The organism is Arthrobacter sp. AIWTK1 (genome assembly GCF_056680535.1).
The window spans coordinates 447,394-461,313 of sequence record NZ_CM155287.1; the positions used below are offsets into that span (position 1 = coordinate 447,394).

At 66.3% G+C, this 13,920-nt stretch carries 13 protein-coding genes and 3 tRNA genes; 10 read left to right on the forward strand and 6 right to left on the reverse strand.

Annotated elements, in window-relative coordinates; translation table 11 throughout:
* The first annotated feature begins 25 nt into the window (after positions 1 to 25).
* Positions 26 to 775 (forward strand): ABC transporter permease, encoded by a 750-nt coding sequence (locus tag AC1MDG_RS02145; protein WP_235347240.1) that lies wholly within the window; start codon positions 26 to 28, stop codon positions 773 to 775.
* A gap of 64 nt (positions 776 to 839) precedes the next feature.
* Here AC1MDG_RS02145 and AC1MDG_RS02150 read toward each other — a convergent pair whose 3' ends face one another.
* The 5 genes from AC1MDG_RS02150 to AC1MDG_RS02170 form a co-directional block, all read right to left on the reverse strand.
* Positions 840 to 2,264 carry a C40 family peptidase gene (locus AC1MDG_RS02150; protein WP_479807232.1) on the reverse strand — a complete coding sequence of 475 codons (1,425 nt, stop codon included), beginning with the start codon at positions 2,262 to 2,264 and terminating at the stop codon, positions 840 to 842.
* 247 nt (positions 2,265 to 2,511) lie between these two features.
* Entirely contained in the window at positions 2,512 to 3,432 is a 921-nt protein-coding gene (locus tag AC1MDG_RS02155) for a cation diffusion facilitator family transporter (RefSeq protein WP_479807234.1), read from the reverse strand.
* Between the two features lie 14 nt (positions 3,433 to 3,446).
* A complete protein-coding gene (locus AC1MDG_RS02160; RefSeq protein WP_043477480.1) occupies positions 3,447 to 3,875 on the reverse strand; it encodes a metallopeptidase family protein in 429 nt (142 codons plus the stop codon).
* Between the two features lie 9 nt (positions 3,876 to 3,884).
* Positions 3,885 to 4,883 (reverse strand): DMT family transporter, encoded by a 999-nt coding sequence (locus tag AC1MDG_RS02165; RefSeq protein ID WP_479807235.1) that lies wholly within the window; start codon positions 4,881 to 4,883, stop codon positions 3,885 to 3,887.
* A gap of 201 nt (positions 4,884 to 5,084) precedes the next feature.
* Positions 5,085 to 5,966 (reverse strand): ArgP/LysG family DNA-binding transcriptional regulator, encoded by an 882-nt coding sequence (locus tag AC1MDG_RS02170; RefSeq protein ID WP_479807236.1) that lies wholly within the window; start codon positions 5,964 to 5,966, stop codon positions 5,085 to 5,087.
* 69 nt (positions 5,967 to 6,035) lie between these two features.
* Between AC1MDG_RS02170 and AC1MDG_RS02175 the strand changes: the two genes are divergently transcribed.
* Both AC1MDG_RS02175 and AC1MDG_RS02180 read left to right on the forward strand, forming a co-directional pair.
* Positions 6,036 to 6,638, forward strand: a complete 603-nt coding sequence (locus tag AC1MDG_RS02175; RefSeq protein WP_479807238.1) for a LysE/ArgO family amino acid transporter — start codon at positions 6,036 to 6,038, stop codon at positions 6,636 to 6,638.
* A 59-nt stretch (positions 6,639 to 6,697) separates the two neighbouring features.
* Positions 6,698 to 7,327: an FMN-binding negative transcriptional regulator gene (locus tag AC1MDG_RS02180; protein ID WP_479807239.1), complete on the forward strand. Its 630-nt coding sequence runs from the start codon at positions 6,698 to 6,700 to the stop codon at positions 7,325 to 7,327.
* Positions 7,328 to 7,374: 47 nt separating this feature from the next.
* On the opposite strand, the gene AC1MDG_RS02185 is transcribed toward AC1MDG_RS02180, so the two are convergent.
* On the reverse strand, positions 7,375 to 8,397 hold the full coding sequence (locus tag AC1MDG_RS02185; protein WP_479807241.1) for a PHP domain-containing protein: 1,023 nt from the start codon (positions 8,395 to 8,397) through the stop codon (positions 7,375 to 7,377).
* Positions 8,398 to 8,547: 150 nt separating this feature from the next.
* On the opposite strand from AC1MDG_RS02185, the gene AC1MDG_RS02190 reads away from it, so the two are divergent.
* From AC1MDG_RS02190 to AC1MDG_RS02220, 7 genes are all read left to right on the forward strand, one after another.
* A tRNA-Glu gene (locus AC1MDG_RS02190) sits at positions 8,548 to 8,620 on the forward strand.
* A 95-nt stretch (positions 8,621 to 8,715) separates the two neighbouring features.
* A tRNA-Asp gene (locus AC1MDG_RS02195) sits at positions 8,716 to 8,789 on the forward strand.
* Between the two features lie 48 nt (positions 8,790 to 8,837).
* Positions 8,838 to 8,913 (forward strand) — tRNA-Phe (locus tag AC1MDG_RS02200).
* 132 nt (positions 8,914 to 9,045) lie between these two features.
* Entirely contained in the window at positions 9,046 to 9,513 is a 468-nt protein-coding gene (locus AC1MDG_RS02205) for a universal stress protein (protein ID WP_479807242.1), read from the forward strand.
* Positions 9,514 to 9,981: 468 nt separating this feature from the next.
* Positions 9,982 to 10,998: a LacI family DNA-binding transcriptional regulator gene (locus AC1MDG_RS02210; protein WP_479809002.1), complete on the forward strand. Its 1,017-nt coding sequence runs from the start codon at positions 9,982 to 9,984 to the stop codon at positions 10,996 to 10,998.
* Positions 10,999 to 11,076: 78 nt separating this feature from the next.
* Positions 11,077 to 12,756, forward strand: a complete 1,680-nt coding sequence (locus AC1MDG_RS02215; RefSeq protein ID WP_479807244.1) for an ABC transporter substrate-binding protein — start codon at positions 11,077 to 11,079, stop codon at positions 12,754 to 12,756.
* Between the two features lie 178 nt (positions 12,757 to 12,934).
* Entirely contained in the window at positions 12,935 to 13,912 is a 978-nt protein-coding gene (locus tag AC1MDG_RS02220; protein ID WP_479807246.1) for an ABC transporter permease, read from the forward strand.
* The last annotated feature ends 8 nt before the right edge of the window (positions 13,913 to 13,920 follow it).

Here is a 13,920-nt window from a genome sequence, read left to right on the forward strand (position 1 = left end):
TTTCCGCCGCCGCCGCACCTGGGCCATGCTGCTGGCGCTCGCCGCCGTACCGGTGCTGATGGCCGTCGCTGTCCGGGTTTCCTCGGCAGTCCCGCCCGGCCGCGGACCCGCCTTCCTGGACCGGTTCACCCAGAACGGCCTGTTTGTGGGCGTGACCGCGCTGCTGGTGTGCGTGCCGCTCTTCCTGCCCCTCACGGTGGGGGTGGTGGCCGGGGACACCATCGCGGGCGAAGCGGGCCTGGGGACTCTGCGTTATCTCCTCGTGGCACCGGCCGGCCGCGTGCGGTTGCTGCTGGTGAAGTACGCGGGCGCTGCGGCGTTCTGCATCGTCGCGCCGCTAGTGGTGGCACTGGCGGGGGCCGGCATTGGAGCGTCGCTGTTTCCGGTAGGGCCGGTAACGCTGCTGTCGGGTGACGTGATCAGTCCCCAGGAGGCTGTGCTGCGCCTGGTGCTCGTGGCCGCGTACCTGACGGTGTCACTGCTGGGGCTCTCCGCCGTCGGGCTCTTCCTGTCCACGCTGACGGACGTACCGGTGGGTGCCATGGCTGCCACCATCGTGGCGTCCGTGGTGTCCCAGGTCATGGGTGAGCTGCCCCAACTGGACTGGCTGCACCCCTGGCTGTTCAGCTACTACTGGTTCGGTTTTGCGGACCTGCTCAGGCAGCCGATTGCCTGGGATTCCTTTGCCGGCAATGCGCTGCTGCAGGGCGGCTACATTGCCGTCTTCGGGGCGCTCGCCTACGGCAGGTTCGTGACAAAGGACGTTCTGTCCTAGCCCGGCGGAGCGGCCGGTCCCGGTGCTGCCACTCCCGCTGCTGCTTGTCCCAGTGCAGGCAGTCCTAGTACCGGGCCACGGTGGGGTGGAGCTGCATTCCGGCCATCCACGCCAGGTCCGTCACCGTGATGCCGTCCTCGGGGTTGAGGGCCTGGACCACGCGGCCGCCGCCGAGGTAGATGCCCACATGGTAGAAATCGGGGGCCGATCCCCAGACCAGGAGGTCACCGGGCTGCGCCTGGGAGAGGGGCACGTGCACGGGCGCTTGGGCGTACTGCTGTGCTGCCGTGCGCGGAAGGTATTTGCCGGCAGCCGCGAAAGCGTTCTGCACCAGGCCTGAACAGTCGAACCCGAGCGGGCCGGAGCCGCCGTACTTGTAGAAATACGGAGAGCCCACTTTGCTGAGTGCCACCGAGATGGCGGTCTGGTTGGAGCCTCCGGGGGACGGAGCAGGGACCGGCGCGGGAGCGGGCGCCGGAACTGCCGGGGCGGGGGTCTCGGGCTCGGGCTCCGCGGGTGCGGGGGCCACGGGTGCAGGCGGGGCGGGAGCGGGCGGTGCCGGAGTGTTCGGTGCGGCTGGCGCCGGCCCCGGAGACGCCGCGGCGGGTGCAGCCGGTGCAGCGGGCCTGTTCTGTGCAGCGGCGCCGCCCTGGGCCGTTCCCTGGGACGCCGCGGCCGCGGTAACGGCCGCCAAGCGTTCCTGGGCGCGCTGGCGGTCCAACGCGTCAACCCTGGCGGATTCCAGCGCCACCGTAGTGTTCTTGAGGTTTGCCAACTGGTCCACCAGCACCGTCCGTTGGGACTTCGCCTCGGACACCGCCTTCGCCTGGGCAGCGTTGGCGCGCTCGGCCTCAGCCTTGCGGTCTTCGGCCGACCGGGCCGCGTCATCGGCGGCGCGGTTGGCGTCCTCCGCGGCGGCGGTCAGGGACTTGGCGGCAGAGGCGGCGTTTTCGGCTGCCTCAAAGGCCCGGCTGCGGCTCGCGGAAATGGCTTCGAGGGTGGCGGCCTGTTTCAGCACTTCGCCGTTTCCACTGACAAATGTGCTCAGTGCGGGGTTGAGGCCGCCATTGCGGTACAAGTCCCCGGCCAGTTGCCCTACCTGCTTGCGGGTCTTCGCTTGTTCGGCCTCGGCGGATGCGGCCTTGGCCGAGGCGAGCGTGGCTGCATCCCGCCGGATCTCGAGCGTGACCAGGGCGTCGCCGTAGGCGTTGTTGGCCTGCATGGCGGCGGCAAAGCTGGCTTCCTGGGCGGCAGACGCGTCCGCCAGGATGCGGTCGATCCGGGCGACCTGGTCCGCCGTCGCGCTTTCACTGGCTTTGGCCGCCGCGATCTCTTCGGGGGAGGGGATCTCCGGTGACGCCGGAACGCTCACGGCGGGCACTGCGGCCCGCGGAAGCGGCGCGGCCCCGGCGGGCAGGGCAAGGGATCCGAGGAGTACGACGGCGGTGCTCAGCACAGCCGCTTTGCGGCCGGATCCGGTGAAACCCATCAAGTAACCTCGCAAGAGTTGGGCTGGAATGAGCGAGGAGATTCGATTTCACAGGTGATTGTCACAGGTGAATACCCCGCTGCGGAGACCCAGCACACACGAGGCTACGTGGCCAGCTGCAACTTTGGCAACACTGGTCACATCAATAACATAAACAACAACAATGTAATTTCGTCACATTGGCACGTGGTGTGTCGGGAAAAGGCTGCGCCACGGATCGCTAGCTGTACTCGGAGGCCGGAACCGCTCAGGCGTGCTGGTGGGCCTCGTGTTCGGAGTGGCTCTCGGGCTCCAGCTGGAACGTGCAGTGTTCCGTGTCGAAGTGTGAGCCCAGGCAGGTGGCGAGCTTGTCCAGTACCTGGTCTGCCCCGCGTGCGCTGAGAACGGCGTCCTCCACCACCACGTGGGCCGAGAAGACCGGCACGCCGGAGGTGATGGTCCAGATGTGGATATCGTGCACGGACACCACACCCTGCACGGACAGGATGTGCTCGCGGATCATCTGCACTTCAACACCCTTGGGGGTGGCTTCCAGCAGCACGTCCACAACGTCGCGGAGCAGGTGCCACGCCCGGGGCAGGATCATCAGCGCGATCACCATGGAGGCAAGGGTGTCCGCCGCCTGGAAACCGGTAAACATGATCACCACTGCTGCGGCTATGACAGCGAACGATCCGAGCAGGTCGCCGAGCACCTCAAGGTAGGCGCCACGCACGTTGAGGCTTTCCTTCTGGGCACCGCGCAGGATCAGCAGGGACACCAGGTTGGCCACGGCACCCAGGACGGCGGCGTAGAGCATCACGTCGGTCTGGACTTCGGGAGCCGACCCTATCCGCCGGATGGCTTCGGTGAAAATCACCACGGAAATGACGATCAGCACCAAGGCGTTGGCCAGGGCAGCCAGGACCTCGGCGCGCTGGTACCCGTAGGTCCGCTGGTCGCTCGCCGGCCGGGCGGCAATCCAGGCGGCCAGCAGGGCGATGAAGACGCCGGCGGCGTCGGACAGCATGTGCCCGGCGTCGGCGAGCAGGGCCAGCGAACCGGAAATGACGGCGCCGACGATCTGGATCAGGACCACTGCCAGGGTGATGCCGAGAACGGCGATCAGGCGCTTGCGGTGCTTGCCCGTGGCCGTGATGCCGTGAGAGTGGCTGTGGTCGTGTCCCATGCCTACAAGGCTAGCTAGTCCCAGCCGAGTTCGTGCAGCCGTTCGTCGCTAATGCCGAAGTGGTGGGCAATCTCATGCGTCACGGTCACGGCCACCTCCTGGATGACCTCTTCGCGGGAGGAACAGATTTCCAGGATGGGCTCGCGGTAGATGGTGATGCGGTCAGGGAGTGATCCGGCGTCCCACCAGGAGTCACGCTCGGTCAGCGGAACGCCTTCGTAGAGTCCCAGCAGCACGGTGTCGGGGTCTTCGCCGGGTTGCGGGACGTAGTCGTCCTCGATGAACACGGCAACGTTGTCCATGGCCCGCGCCACTTCCGGCGGGATGCGCTCCAGGGCGTCGCTGACGGCCGACTCGAAATCTTCCTCGGTCATGGGGAACGGCTCGTCATTCTCCGCCCCGTCCGGGACGATCGGCAGGCCGGGCGGCAGGTTGGCGGGCATATCAAGACTCTAGCGGGATTTGCGCCGCGTCAGCCCCACTCCCACCAGGCAGATCACGCCGCCCACAAGACCCCACACGGTGGGCACTTCGCCGAGCACCAGCCAGGAGATGAGGATGGTGGTTCCAGGTACCAGATACGTCGTGGCGGCCAGCTTCCCGGCGTCGATGAGGGACAGCGCGTACGCCCAAGTGGTGAACGCAATCGCCGTCGGGAAGATCCCCAGGTACACCAGCCCCAGGGTGGCCGGCAACGGGGCCTGCTGCAGCTCGCCCACCAGCTGGCCGCTGAACGGCAGGCAGCAGACTGCACCCACCATGATGCCGAACCAGGTGGCCTGTGCAGCGGGGAACTTCCGCAGAACCGGCTTCTGGACAATCACACTGACGGCGGCGAGCACAGCGGCCAGGAGGCAGAGCAGCACGCCGGCCACATCCGCCGTCGAACGCTGGCCCGAACTGAGCGCGATCACCGCGACGCCGGTGAACGCTATCAGGCTGCCGATGATCAGCCAGCGGGGGAACCCTTCCTTGAGCAGAAGGCCCGCCATGACCGCCACCAGGATGGGGTTGACGTTGATCAGCAGGGCAGCAGTGCCGGCGTCCAGCAGGTGCTCAGCGGCGTTGAGGGCCACGTTGTAGCCGCCGAACCACATGACGCCGTACGCCAGGATGGGCCACCACTCACGGCCCTTGGGCAGCATCCGCAGCTTGGGCAGCACCACCAGGCCGAGTACGACGGCGGCAATCGCCAGCCGTCCCAGGGTCAGGGAACCGGGGGAGAAGCTTGGTCCCACGGCGCGGATGCCCACGAAGGCGGAGGCCCACAGGACCACGGTGACGACGACGGCGGCGACGCCCAGTTTGGTGACCGGTGCCCGGCCGGGTGAGTGCCGCGGCGCGGGCGCGTTGCCCTTCGACAGGTGCGGGGCGGGTGAAGGTGCGGCGTGCGGAGACCCTTCGTGGGGGCCTGCGGGCGGCGTGGGGCCGGATTCGGCGGTGGTAGCCATGCTGCCAATCTAGCCCTTGCAGCAGCTACGGGGCTGGCGGAAATCGGCCACGTCTAGTCGAGATCCTGCCAAAGTCTCCCGGCGCAGTGACCCCGTGTCCGGACTGGCGCGATCTAGACTCGAGCCACCCCACTAACGCCCTGATGGTCTGCCAGGGCTAGCTTCCTGGCCCGGCTTTGGGTGCTCTCCTGTTGGTATCCCTCACCTCAGCACGCGCGCAGCGTCCTGGACGGCGGCGGCAACGTCGTCCAGCACGGCCGAACCATAACGCCACTGCTGCCAGTGCAGCGGAACGTCTACGAAGGACTTGGGTGCCAGCCTCTGCAGTGTCCCCTGATCGAGGTCGTCGCCGATTTCGAGCTCGGGAAGCAGGCCCCACCCCATGCCCAGCCGGATCGCCTCGCCGAACTCGTGGGCGGCCGGCACGTAGTGGCGCGGCGGTTGCAGGGCCTTGCGCCTGAACCGCCGCAGGTAGCGGTCCTGCAGGTCGTCCTTGCGGTCGAAGATGATGACAGGAGCCCTTGACAGCGACTCCGCAGTCGGGCCGGCATCGAACCACTGCCCGGCGAAGGCCGGAGTGCAGACCGGCAGGTAACGCATGACGCCCAGCCGGCGCGAAGTGCAGCCCGGGGCCGGTTTTGCGGTGGCCGTGATGGCCGCCGCCGCTGCTCCGCTGCGGAGGAGCTCCAGCGAGTAGTCCTGGTCCTCGCGCAGGATTTCCAGCTGCACCGTGCCGGCCGCCGCGGCCAGCCCGGCCAGCGCCCAGGTATGGAGGGAGTCGCTGTTGATCACCAGCGTGAGGCGGGTGTCCGGGTGCGGGTTCCCCGGCTGCAGTTCATCGGCGAGGTCCGCCGAAAGCATTTCGAGCTGGCGGGCGAACCGCACCACGGCCTGGCCGGACTCGGTGAGCTCGATGGGCCTCGTCCTTCTCAGTACGGGACGGCCGACGGCGACTTCGAGGGCACGGATGCGCTGGCTGACGGCGGAGGCCGTGACGGAAAGGTGGCTGGCGGCGGCATCGAAACTTCCCTGCGCGACGATGGCCGCGAGTGTACGGGCCTGGTCCGGATGGATGTCGATCATTAGCTCATCTTATCTAGTGAAAGAATCTTTAACTGGTTTCATGTGCGCGGGCCTCTTACCGTTGAAAGCGTGATTATTCCCGTGCTTTCAGGCCTGGCCAGCGGCCTGTCCCTCATAGTCGCCATCGGCGCCCAGAATGCCTTCGTCCTCCGCCAGGGCCTCCAGCGCTCGCATGTGGCCCTCGTTATCGCGGTCTGCGCGGTCTCGGACCTGGTGCTGATCCTGCTCGGAGTGGCCGGCATCGGCGTCGTCATTGAGCGGGCGCCGGCGGTGCTCGAGGTGGTGCGCTGGGCGGGGGCCGCTTTCCTGGCGGGCTATGGCGCCCTTGCCGCCTGGCGGGCCATCCGCGGGCAGGCACTCGGACAGCTCGGGCCGGCGCGTGCTGTCAGCTGGGCGGCCGTCCTGGGGACGGGCCTGGCGTTTACGTGGCTGAACCCGCACGTCTACCTGGACACCGTGCTGCTGCTCGGATCCCTGGCCAGTGCGCACGGGCCCGACGGCCGGTGGTGGTTCGCCGCCGGTGCAGGCGTGGCCAGCATCGCCTGGTTCACGGCCCTGGGTGTCGGCGCACGGTTCCTCGCTCCGGTCTTCCGGCGCCGGAGCGCGTGGCGCACCCTCGATGCCGTCATCGCCGCCGTCATGTTTACGATGGCCATACTCCTGGTCAGCTGAGTTCCGCCCGCTCCACCCGCCTGCCTGCCCTCCTGGACTTTCAAACCTAAGGAACCACCATGTACGTCCCCGCGCATTTCGCTGCCGATGCAGGCTCGCTCCGTCAGCTCCTGTCCCGCCCTGGCGCCGCCAATCTGGTGACCTCCACGGCCCAGGGCATGCTGGCCACGTTGCTTCCCTTCGTGTACGACCCGTCGGCCGGTGAGCATGGCGCGCTGCTGGGGCACGTGGCCCGCAACAACCCGCAGTGGTCTGAGCCTGCCCTGGGCGAGTCATTGGTGATCGTCCAGGGTGCGGACGCCTACGTGTCCCCGTCCTGGTACGCCTCGAAGGCCGAACACGGGCGGGTTGTGCCCACCTGGAACTACTCGACGGCGCACGTGTACGGAAACCTGGTCATCCACGACGACCCCGAATGGCTCGGCGCCATGGTCCGCCGCCTGACGGAACTGCATGAAGCGCCCTTCGACCGGCCATGGTCCGTGGACGATGCCCCGGAGCGATACATAGCCGGCCAGCTAAGGGCGATTGTCGGCGTCGAACTGCTCATCACCCGCGTGGAAGGGAAGCTCAAGCTGAGCCAGAACCGGCCTGAGGCCGATATCGACGGCGTGGTGGCAGGCCTGCACCGCCGCGGAAACGATGACGCCGCCCATGACGTTGAGCGGGCACGTCCGGCGGGCCGGTAGACCTCCGGAACGGACGGTTGAAGGGGCCGCACGCCAATTCCCGAATGCTACTTTCCGCCTCCGGACCACTCCAGAAGGCGTTCCAGCGGCCAGGTGTTGACGATCCGCTCGGCCGGCACGCCGTTCGAGGCCGCACGCGCTGCGCCGTACTGCAGGAAATCCAGCTGGCCCGGTGCGTGGGCGTCGCTGTCAATGCTGAAGAGGCAGCCGGCGCTGAGGGCCAGCTTGATCAGTTCATCCGGCGGATCCTGCCGCTCGGGACGGGAATTGATTTCGACGGCCACACCCTGCTCGGCGCATGCCGCGAACACCCGTTCGGCATCGAACTCCGACTGGGGCCGTGTTCCCCTGGACCCCTGCAGGAGCCGGCCGGTGCAGTGGCCGAGGACGTTCATGTGCGGGTCGCTGATTGCCCCGAGCATTCGGGCTGTCATGGTGCTCCGGTCGGAGCGGAGTTTCGAGTGGACGCTCGCCACCACAACGTCCAGCCGGTCCAGCAGGTCCGGTGACTGGTCCAGGGTCCCGTCTTCCAGGATGTCCACCTCAATCCCGGCGAGCAGGCGGAAGTTGCCGTCGCCGTCGTCGTTAAACCCCGCGACGATGTCGAGCTGTTCGGTGAGGCGTTCAGCGCTCAGCCCGTTGGCGATCTTGAGGCTGGGGGAGTGGTCCGTCAGGGCGAGGTACTCCCGGCCCAGGGTGCGGGCGGCGTCCGCCATCAGCTGGATCGGGGACCCGCCGTCGGACCAGTCGCTGTGGCTATGCAGGTCCCCGCGGAGTGCGGAGTGCAGTTCCGTGCCGCCCTCCGCGAGCGGCTGCTGCCCGCGCTGGCGCAGGCCTTCGAGGTAGTCAGGGATGCCGCCGTCCACCGCCTGGCGGATCACCTCAAAGGTTCTGTCCCCGATTCCCTTCATGCTCTTCAGCCTGCCGTTGCGTGCCCGCGCCGCAACCTCGGCCGGATCCAGGACCCCGATGATCCCGGCAGCCTTCCGGAAGGCCTGGACCTTGAACGTCGGGGCCAGTTCGCGTTCCAGCCAGAAGGCGATCTCATTGAGGGCATCAGCGGCATCCATCTGTCCATCTTGCACCCGCTGAATGCCGATTTTGGATATTCCCAAGGTCTGCCCTACACTTTTATAGTCCAGTTCGGAGCAACTCGAAAGGACAAAAACGAAAGGCTTCGGCCCTTTATTTTTGCCCTGATAGAGCCGGATTGAGTTCAGGCCCCCATCGTCTAGCGGCCTAGGACACCGCCCTTTCACGGCGGCGGCACGGGTTCGAATCCCGTTGGGGGTACGCAAGGAAGTGGTCAGGCCGGATGAAAAAGTCTGGTAGGCTAAAGGCCTTGAAAAATTGCAGTAGCGATACTGCAGGCAGCAAGAAAATAGCAAGGCCCTGTAGCGCAGTTGGTTAGCGCGCCGCCCTGTCACGGCGGAGGTCGCGGGTTCAAGTCCCGTCAGGGTCGCTCTGATTGCCAGAAGAAATTCCGGCCGTCAAGGTGACATGTCACCTAGGCTCTGTAGCTCAGTTGGTAGAGCGTTCGACTGAAAATCGAAAGGTCACCGGATCGACGCCGGTCGGAGCCACCACTGGGAAGCATCAGTTCTTCGGAACTGGTGCTTTTCTTCTTTAAACCGCGGACGTTATTGTCTGACCCGCATTTTCGAAGGTAGAGCCGTTCGGCCCGATGTCCGGTGCCCAAGATGGCGTTACCCTCAGGCATGGGCCCCTCAGAAAACCAGGAAAAACCCCGGATCGTCGTAGGCGTTGACGGTTCCGAGATGTCGGTCGCCGCGCTGCGTTGGGCTGCCCGGATTGCCCCCGCGCTGGATGCCACGATTACTGCCGTTGCCGCCTGGCATTTCCCGGTGGACGCGGGATTCGGGTGGTCCGTGCCGCCGGCCTGGGACCCGGAGGCGGCCGCCCGGAGCGTTCTCGAGGATGCCCTCACCACCGCCTTCGGAGACAAGCCCCCTCAGGGCCTCACCCGACGGACGGTCATGGGACACGCAGCCTACGTCCTGATCGAGGAAAGCCGCAGCGCCCAGATGCTTGTTGTCGGATCCCGCGGCCATGGCGGCTTCGCGGGACTCTTACTGGGGTCGGTCAGCTCAGCCTGCGCCGAGCACGCCCATTGTCCGGTGATGGTGGTCCACGGACCGGATGCCCGGGAGGGCGACGCCTCCTGAGGTGCACGGCTGCCTCCCGAGACACCCGCCCGTCGGCTTTCCCCGTCACGTGGTCCTTTCCTCCCGTAAGCCGTGGGGGATTAGGCCATTTCGGGGGGATTTCCTGGTGGTCCCAAGAGTCGCGCTGCCTTCGGTCCGGAAACCCAACTTTGTTGGCGGAACCTTGCCATCCCAGTTCGGATCTGCGGACAAGCCTGGGAGCGGCGGCCCGTCACCATCCGAGGCCGGAACTGCCGTCGAAAATTAGTCGTTGACAGCATCCTAGTAACGCGCGTAACCTAAATCACACGCTCGAAGTAACGCGCGTTAGTAAATAGGTTTCAGCTGGCCATGGCGGCCAGCTCGGCAGGATTTTCGGAGCATTCAATGGCGAAGAGCACACAGGCGGCGGCACCCGCACCGGCACCGACCCCCGCCGCACCCGCCCCCGCGGCGTCCCCCGCGGCTCCCGTACACCGGGGCGTCACCATGGCGGATGTGGCCAAGGCGGCCGGGGTGTCCCGAACCGCGGTGTCCTTCGTCCTCAGCAACCGCGAGAACGCCAGCATCTCGGAAGAAACCAAGCACCGCATCCTCGAAGCCGTCCAGGCGCTCGGCTACCGGCCTAACGCCGGTGCACGTGCCCTCGCGTCGCAGCGCAGCGACTGGTACGGCATCGTCACGGAGATCGTCACCGCACCGTTCGCCGTCGACATCATCAAGGGCGCGCAGGACCAGGCCTGGCTGTCCCGCCGGTTCCTGCTCATCGCGCCCTCCGACCAGGCCGATGCAACAGGACCAAACCGGGGCATGGAAGACGCAGCCGTTGAAAAGCTACTGGAACAAAGAGTGGAAGGACTTCTCTACGCGGCCACGTACCACCGGGCCGTGCACGTTCCGAAAAGTGCCTACGAGGTCCCCACGGTCCTCATCAACTGCTTCGACGCGGACGGGAAGCTGCCCTCGATCGTCCCGGACGAGCGCGCCGGGGGCCGCGTCGCCGTCGAGCGTTTACTGCAAGCCGGCCACACCAGAATCGGTGTCATCAACCTTGATCCGGACATTCCCGCCGCAGTCGGCCGTTTGGAGGGGTGCCGCGAAGCACTCGCCGAAGCAGGGCTGGAACTTGATCCTGAACTCGTCGTCTCGGGACACGCGACGGCGGATGGCGGCTACGAGGCCGCCTGCGAAATTCTTGATAAATATCAGGCCGGGGCAGGCAGGCCAACTGCCCTGTTCTGCCTCAACGACCGGATGGCTATGGGCGCTTACGACGCCATCAAGGAGCGCGGGCTCGCCATCCCCCAAGACATCGCCGTGATCGGCTTCGACAACCAGGAACTCATTGCGGCCTACCTCAGGCCAAAACTGACCACGGTTGCGTTGCCCTTCGAGGAGATGGGTGCGCTGGGTGTCCAGACACTCGCAAGCCTTACAGCCGGACAGCCGATCACTGCACATCAGCAAATGGTCGACTGTCCGCTGCTAGAACGCTATTCAGTCTGACGGCAAATCAACTACTGAACAGCAACCCCAACCACACCTTCACCTTCACCAGCGAAGACGAGGAAAGAGATATCCATCATGACACAAGCACGATTCCTGAGGTCTGCCCGCATCGCAGCGGCCGGACTGGCCATGGGCGCCATGGTGCTCACCGGGTGCTCCGCCAACGCGGGCAACACCGGCTCCGCGAAGGCTGACGCCTCGGCCCAAACCGCCCTGCTGACCATTCCCCGCGAGGACATGGGCACGTTCGTCCGGAACTTCAACCCGTTCGCCCCCACCGTGGCACCCATGACCCAGCAGGCGATCTACGAATCCCTGCTCATCTACAACCCGGCCAACGGCGACACCACCCCGTGGCTGGCCAGCGAATGGAAGGCCGCGGAGGACGGCAAGTCCATCATCTTCACCCTCCGCGACGGCGTGAAGTGGTCCGACGGCCAGCCCCTTGTCCCTGCCGACGTGGTCACCACGTTCGCGCTGCAGAAGAAGATCAAGGGCGGCTACGACTACCTGGACACCGTCACGGCCGAGGGCACCAACCAGGTCAAGTTCAGCTTCAAGACCGCCTGGTCCCCGGCGCTGTTCGATCTCGGCCAGCTGAGCATCCTGCCGGACCACGTCTGGTCCAAGATTGCCGACCCCGAAAAGGACGCCAACGAGAAGCCGGTGGGCACGGGCCCCTACACCGAGGTGGACACCTTCCAGGCCCAGTCCTTCGTGCTGAAGAAGAACCCCAACTACTGGCAGCCGGAGAAGCAGAAGATCGCCGGCATCAAGATGCTCGCCTTCGCCGGGAACGACGGCGCCAACCTCGCCGCCGCGAACGGGGACGTGGACTGGGCTCCGCAGTACATGCCAAACATCGAGAAGACCTTCATTTCCAAGGACCCGGACCACCGCAAGTACTGGTTCCCGCCCACGGGTTCCATGATCAACTGGCAGCTCAACACCACCAAGGCCCCGTTCAACGACACGGACGTCCGCAAGGCCCTCAGCATGGCCGTAGACCGCGACCAGGTCACCAAGATCGGCATGAGCGGATACACCAAGCCCGCGGATTGCACAGGGCTGTCCGGAAACTACGAAACCTGGAAGAACAAAGAAGTCCAGGACAACTGCGAGTGGACCAAGCTCAACGTGGACGAGGCCAACAAGCTCCTGGACAAAGCCGGCTACCCCAAGGGCGCGGACGGCAAGCGCACCCTGAAGGACGGCAAGCCCTTCGAGTTCAAGATCTCCGTGGGCGCGGCGTCCTCCGACTGGCTCTCCGTCGCCAATGTGATCGCACAGAACCTCGCCGAGGTGGGCGTCACGGCCAAGGTCGATTCCCCGGACTGGGCTGCCGTGGTGGCAGGCTACGAGACCGGTGACTTCGATTCCGGCATCGTGTGGACTGCCAACGATCCCAGCCCGTACAAGTACTTCGCGGGAACCATGGGAACCAGCACGGTCAAGCCGGTGGGGGAAAAGGCCTTCGAGAACTACCACCGCTTCGGCGACCCCAAGGCGGACGCCCTGCTGACCGAGTTCGCAGCCGCAGCCGACGAGGACACCCAGCACGACATCGCGGACAAGCTCCAGGAGGAGTACAGCGCGGTTGCCCCCACCATCCCGCTGTTCGCCGGCCCGGAATGGGGCGCCTACAACAACACCCGGTTCACCGGCTGGCCGACGGAGGAAAACCCCTACGCCACCCTGTCGGTCCGCGCCCCCACCACGGTGCTGGTCCTGACGTCGCTGGAACCGGCCAAGTAAGGCACCGGCGGCTCCGACCCGGCTTAACGGCCTTCCGAGGCCGCCCCATACCGCACACCCGGCGCTGTTTCCGGCGCCGGGTGTGCGCCCCTCCCCATTACCTCCCCAAACTCGCAAGCTCGCTTGGGGCCCTCGGTAACGGGGCCCCATCTCTGCAATTCCCGAATGGAGGGAAACCGTGCGCTTTATCCTGCGCCGCCTGGGTTTCTACCTGATCGCCTTCTGGGTGTCCATCACTCTGAACTTCCTGCTCCCGCGCTTTATGCCGGGGGACCCCGTATCCCGCATGTTCGCCCGCACCCAGGACCGCATGCAGCCCGAACAGATCGAGGCGCTGCGCAAGCTGCTCGGCGTCGACGACCGGCCCATCTGGGAGCAATACGTCGACTACCTGCACAACATGGTCACCGGCCAGATGGGCGTCTCCATCTCCCGGTTCCCCACCCCGGTCACGGAAGTGATCGCCTCGCAGGTGGGCTGGACCCTCCTGCTGGGCGGGACCGCGCTGGTGATTGCCGCCGTCGTGGGCAACCTGCTGGGCATCCTTGCCGCCTGGCGGCGCGGCGGGGCGATTGACTCCGCGCTCCCTCCCGTACTGATCTTCATCGGCTCCTTCCCGTACTTCTGGCTCGCCATGGGCGCGCTGTACCTGTTCGGCGTCACGCTGGGCTGGTTCCCCATCCGCCACGCGTTCAGCGACACCATTGAGCCCAGCTTCAGCTGGGAGTTCATGTCCGACGTCGGGATGCACCTGGTGCTGCCGGCCCTCACCATTGTGCTGGTTTCGGTGGGCGGCTGGATGCTGGGCATGCGCAACACCATGATCGCCACCAACGCCGAGGACTACATCACCATGGCCGAAGCCAAGGGGCTGCGCCCCGGGCGGATCATGTTCCGCTACGCCGCCCGCAACGCCATGCTCCCGTCCGTGACCAGCTTCGGCATGAGCCTGGGCTTCGTGGTGGGCGGTGCGCTGCTGACCGAGGTGGTGTTCGCCTATCCGGGCGTGGGCTACCAGCTCCTTAACGCCGTGCAGGGGCTCGACTACCCGCTCATGCAGGGCCTCTTCCTGACCATCACCGCCGCCGTGCTGCTGGCCAACTTCCTGGTGGACATCTTCTACGTCCGCCTCGACCCGCGCGTCCGCGCCAACTAGGAAGGACG

Coding starts and splice junctions, on each gene's coding strand:
- AC1MDG_RS02215 (WP_479807244.1), top strand. CDS start 11,077: ATGACACAAGCACGATTCCTGAGGTCTGCCCGCATCGCAGCGGCCGGA.
- AC1MDG_RS02210 (WP_479809002.1), top strand. CDS start 9,982: ATGGCGGATGTGGCCAAGGCGGCCGGGGTGTCCCGAACCGCGGTGTCC.
- AC1MDG_RS02150 (WP_479807232.1), bottom strand. CDS start 2,264: ATGGGTTTCACCGGATCCGGCCGCAAAGCGGCTGTGCTGAGCACCGCC.
- AC1MDG_RS02170 (WP_479807236.1), bottom strand. CDS start 5,966: ATGATCGACATCCATCCGGACCAGGCCCGTACACTCGCGGCCATCGTC.
- AC1MDG_RS02160 (WP_043477480.1), bottom strand. CDS start 3,875: ATGCCCGCCAACCTGCCGCCCGGCCTGCCGATCGTCCCGGACGGGGCG.
- AC1MDG_RS02155 (WP_479807234.1), bottom strand. CDS start 3,432: ATGGGACACGACCACAGCCACTCTCACGGCATCACGGCCACGGGCAAG.
- AC1MDG_RS02145 (WP_235347240.1), top strand. CDS start 26: ATGCTGCTGGCGCTCGCCGCCGTACCGGTGCTGATGGCCGTCGCTGTC.
- AC1MDG_RS02185 (WP_479807241.1), bottom strand. CDS start 8,397: ATGGATGCCGCTGATGCCCTCAATGAGATCGCCTTCTGGCTGGAACGC.
- AC1MDG_RS02205 (WP_479807242.1), top strand. CDS start 9,046: ATGGGCCCCTCAGAAAACCAGGAAAAACCCCGGATCGTCGTAGGCGTT.
- AC1MDG_RS02180 (WP_479807239.1), top strand. CDS start 6,698: ATGTACGTCCCCGCGCATTTCGCTGCCGATGCAGGCTCGCTCCGTCAG.
- AC1MDG_RS02165 (WP_479807235.1), bottom strand. CDS start 4,883: ATGGCTACCACCGCCGAATCCGGCCCCACGCCGCCCGCAGGCCCCCAC.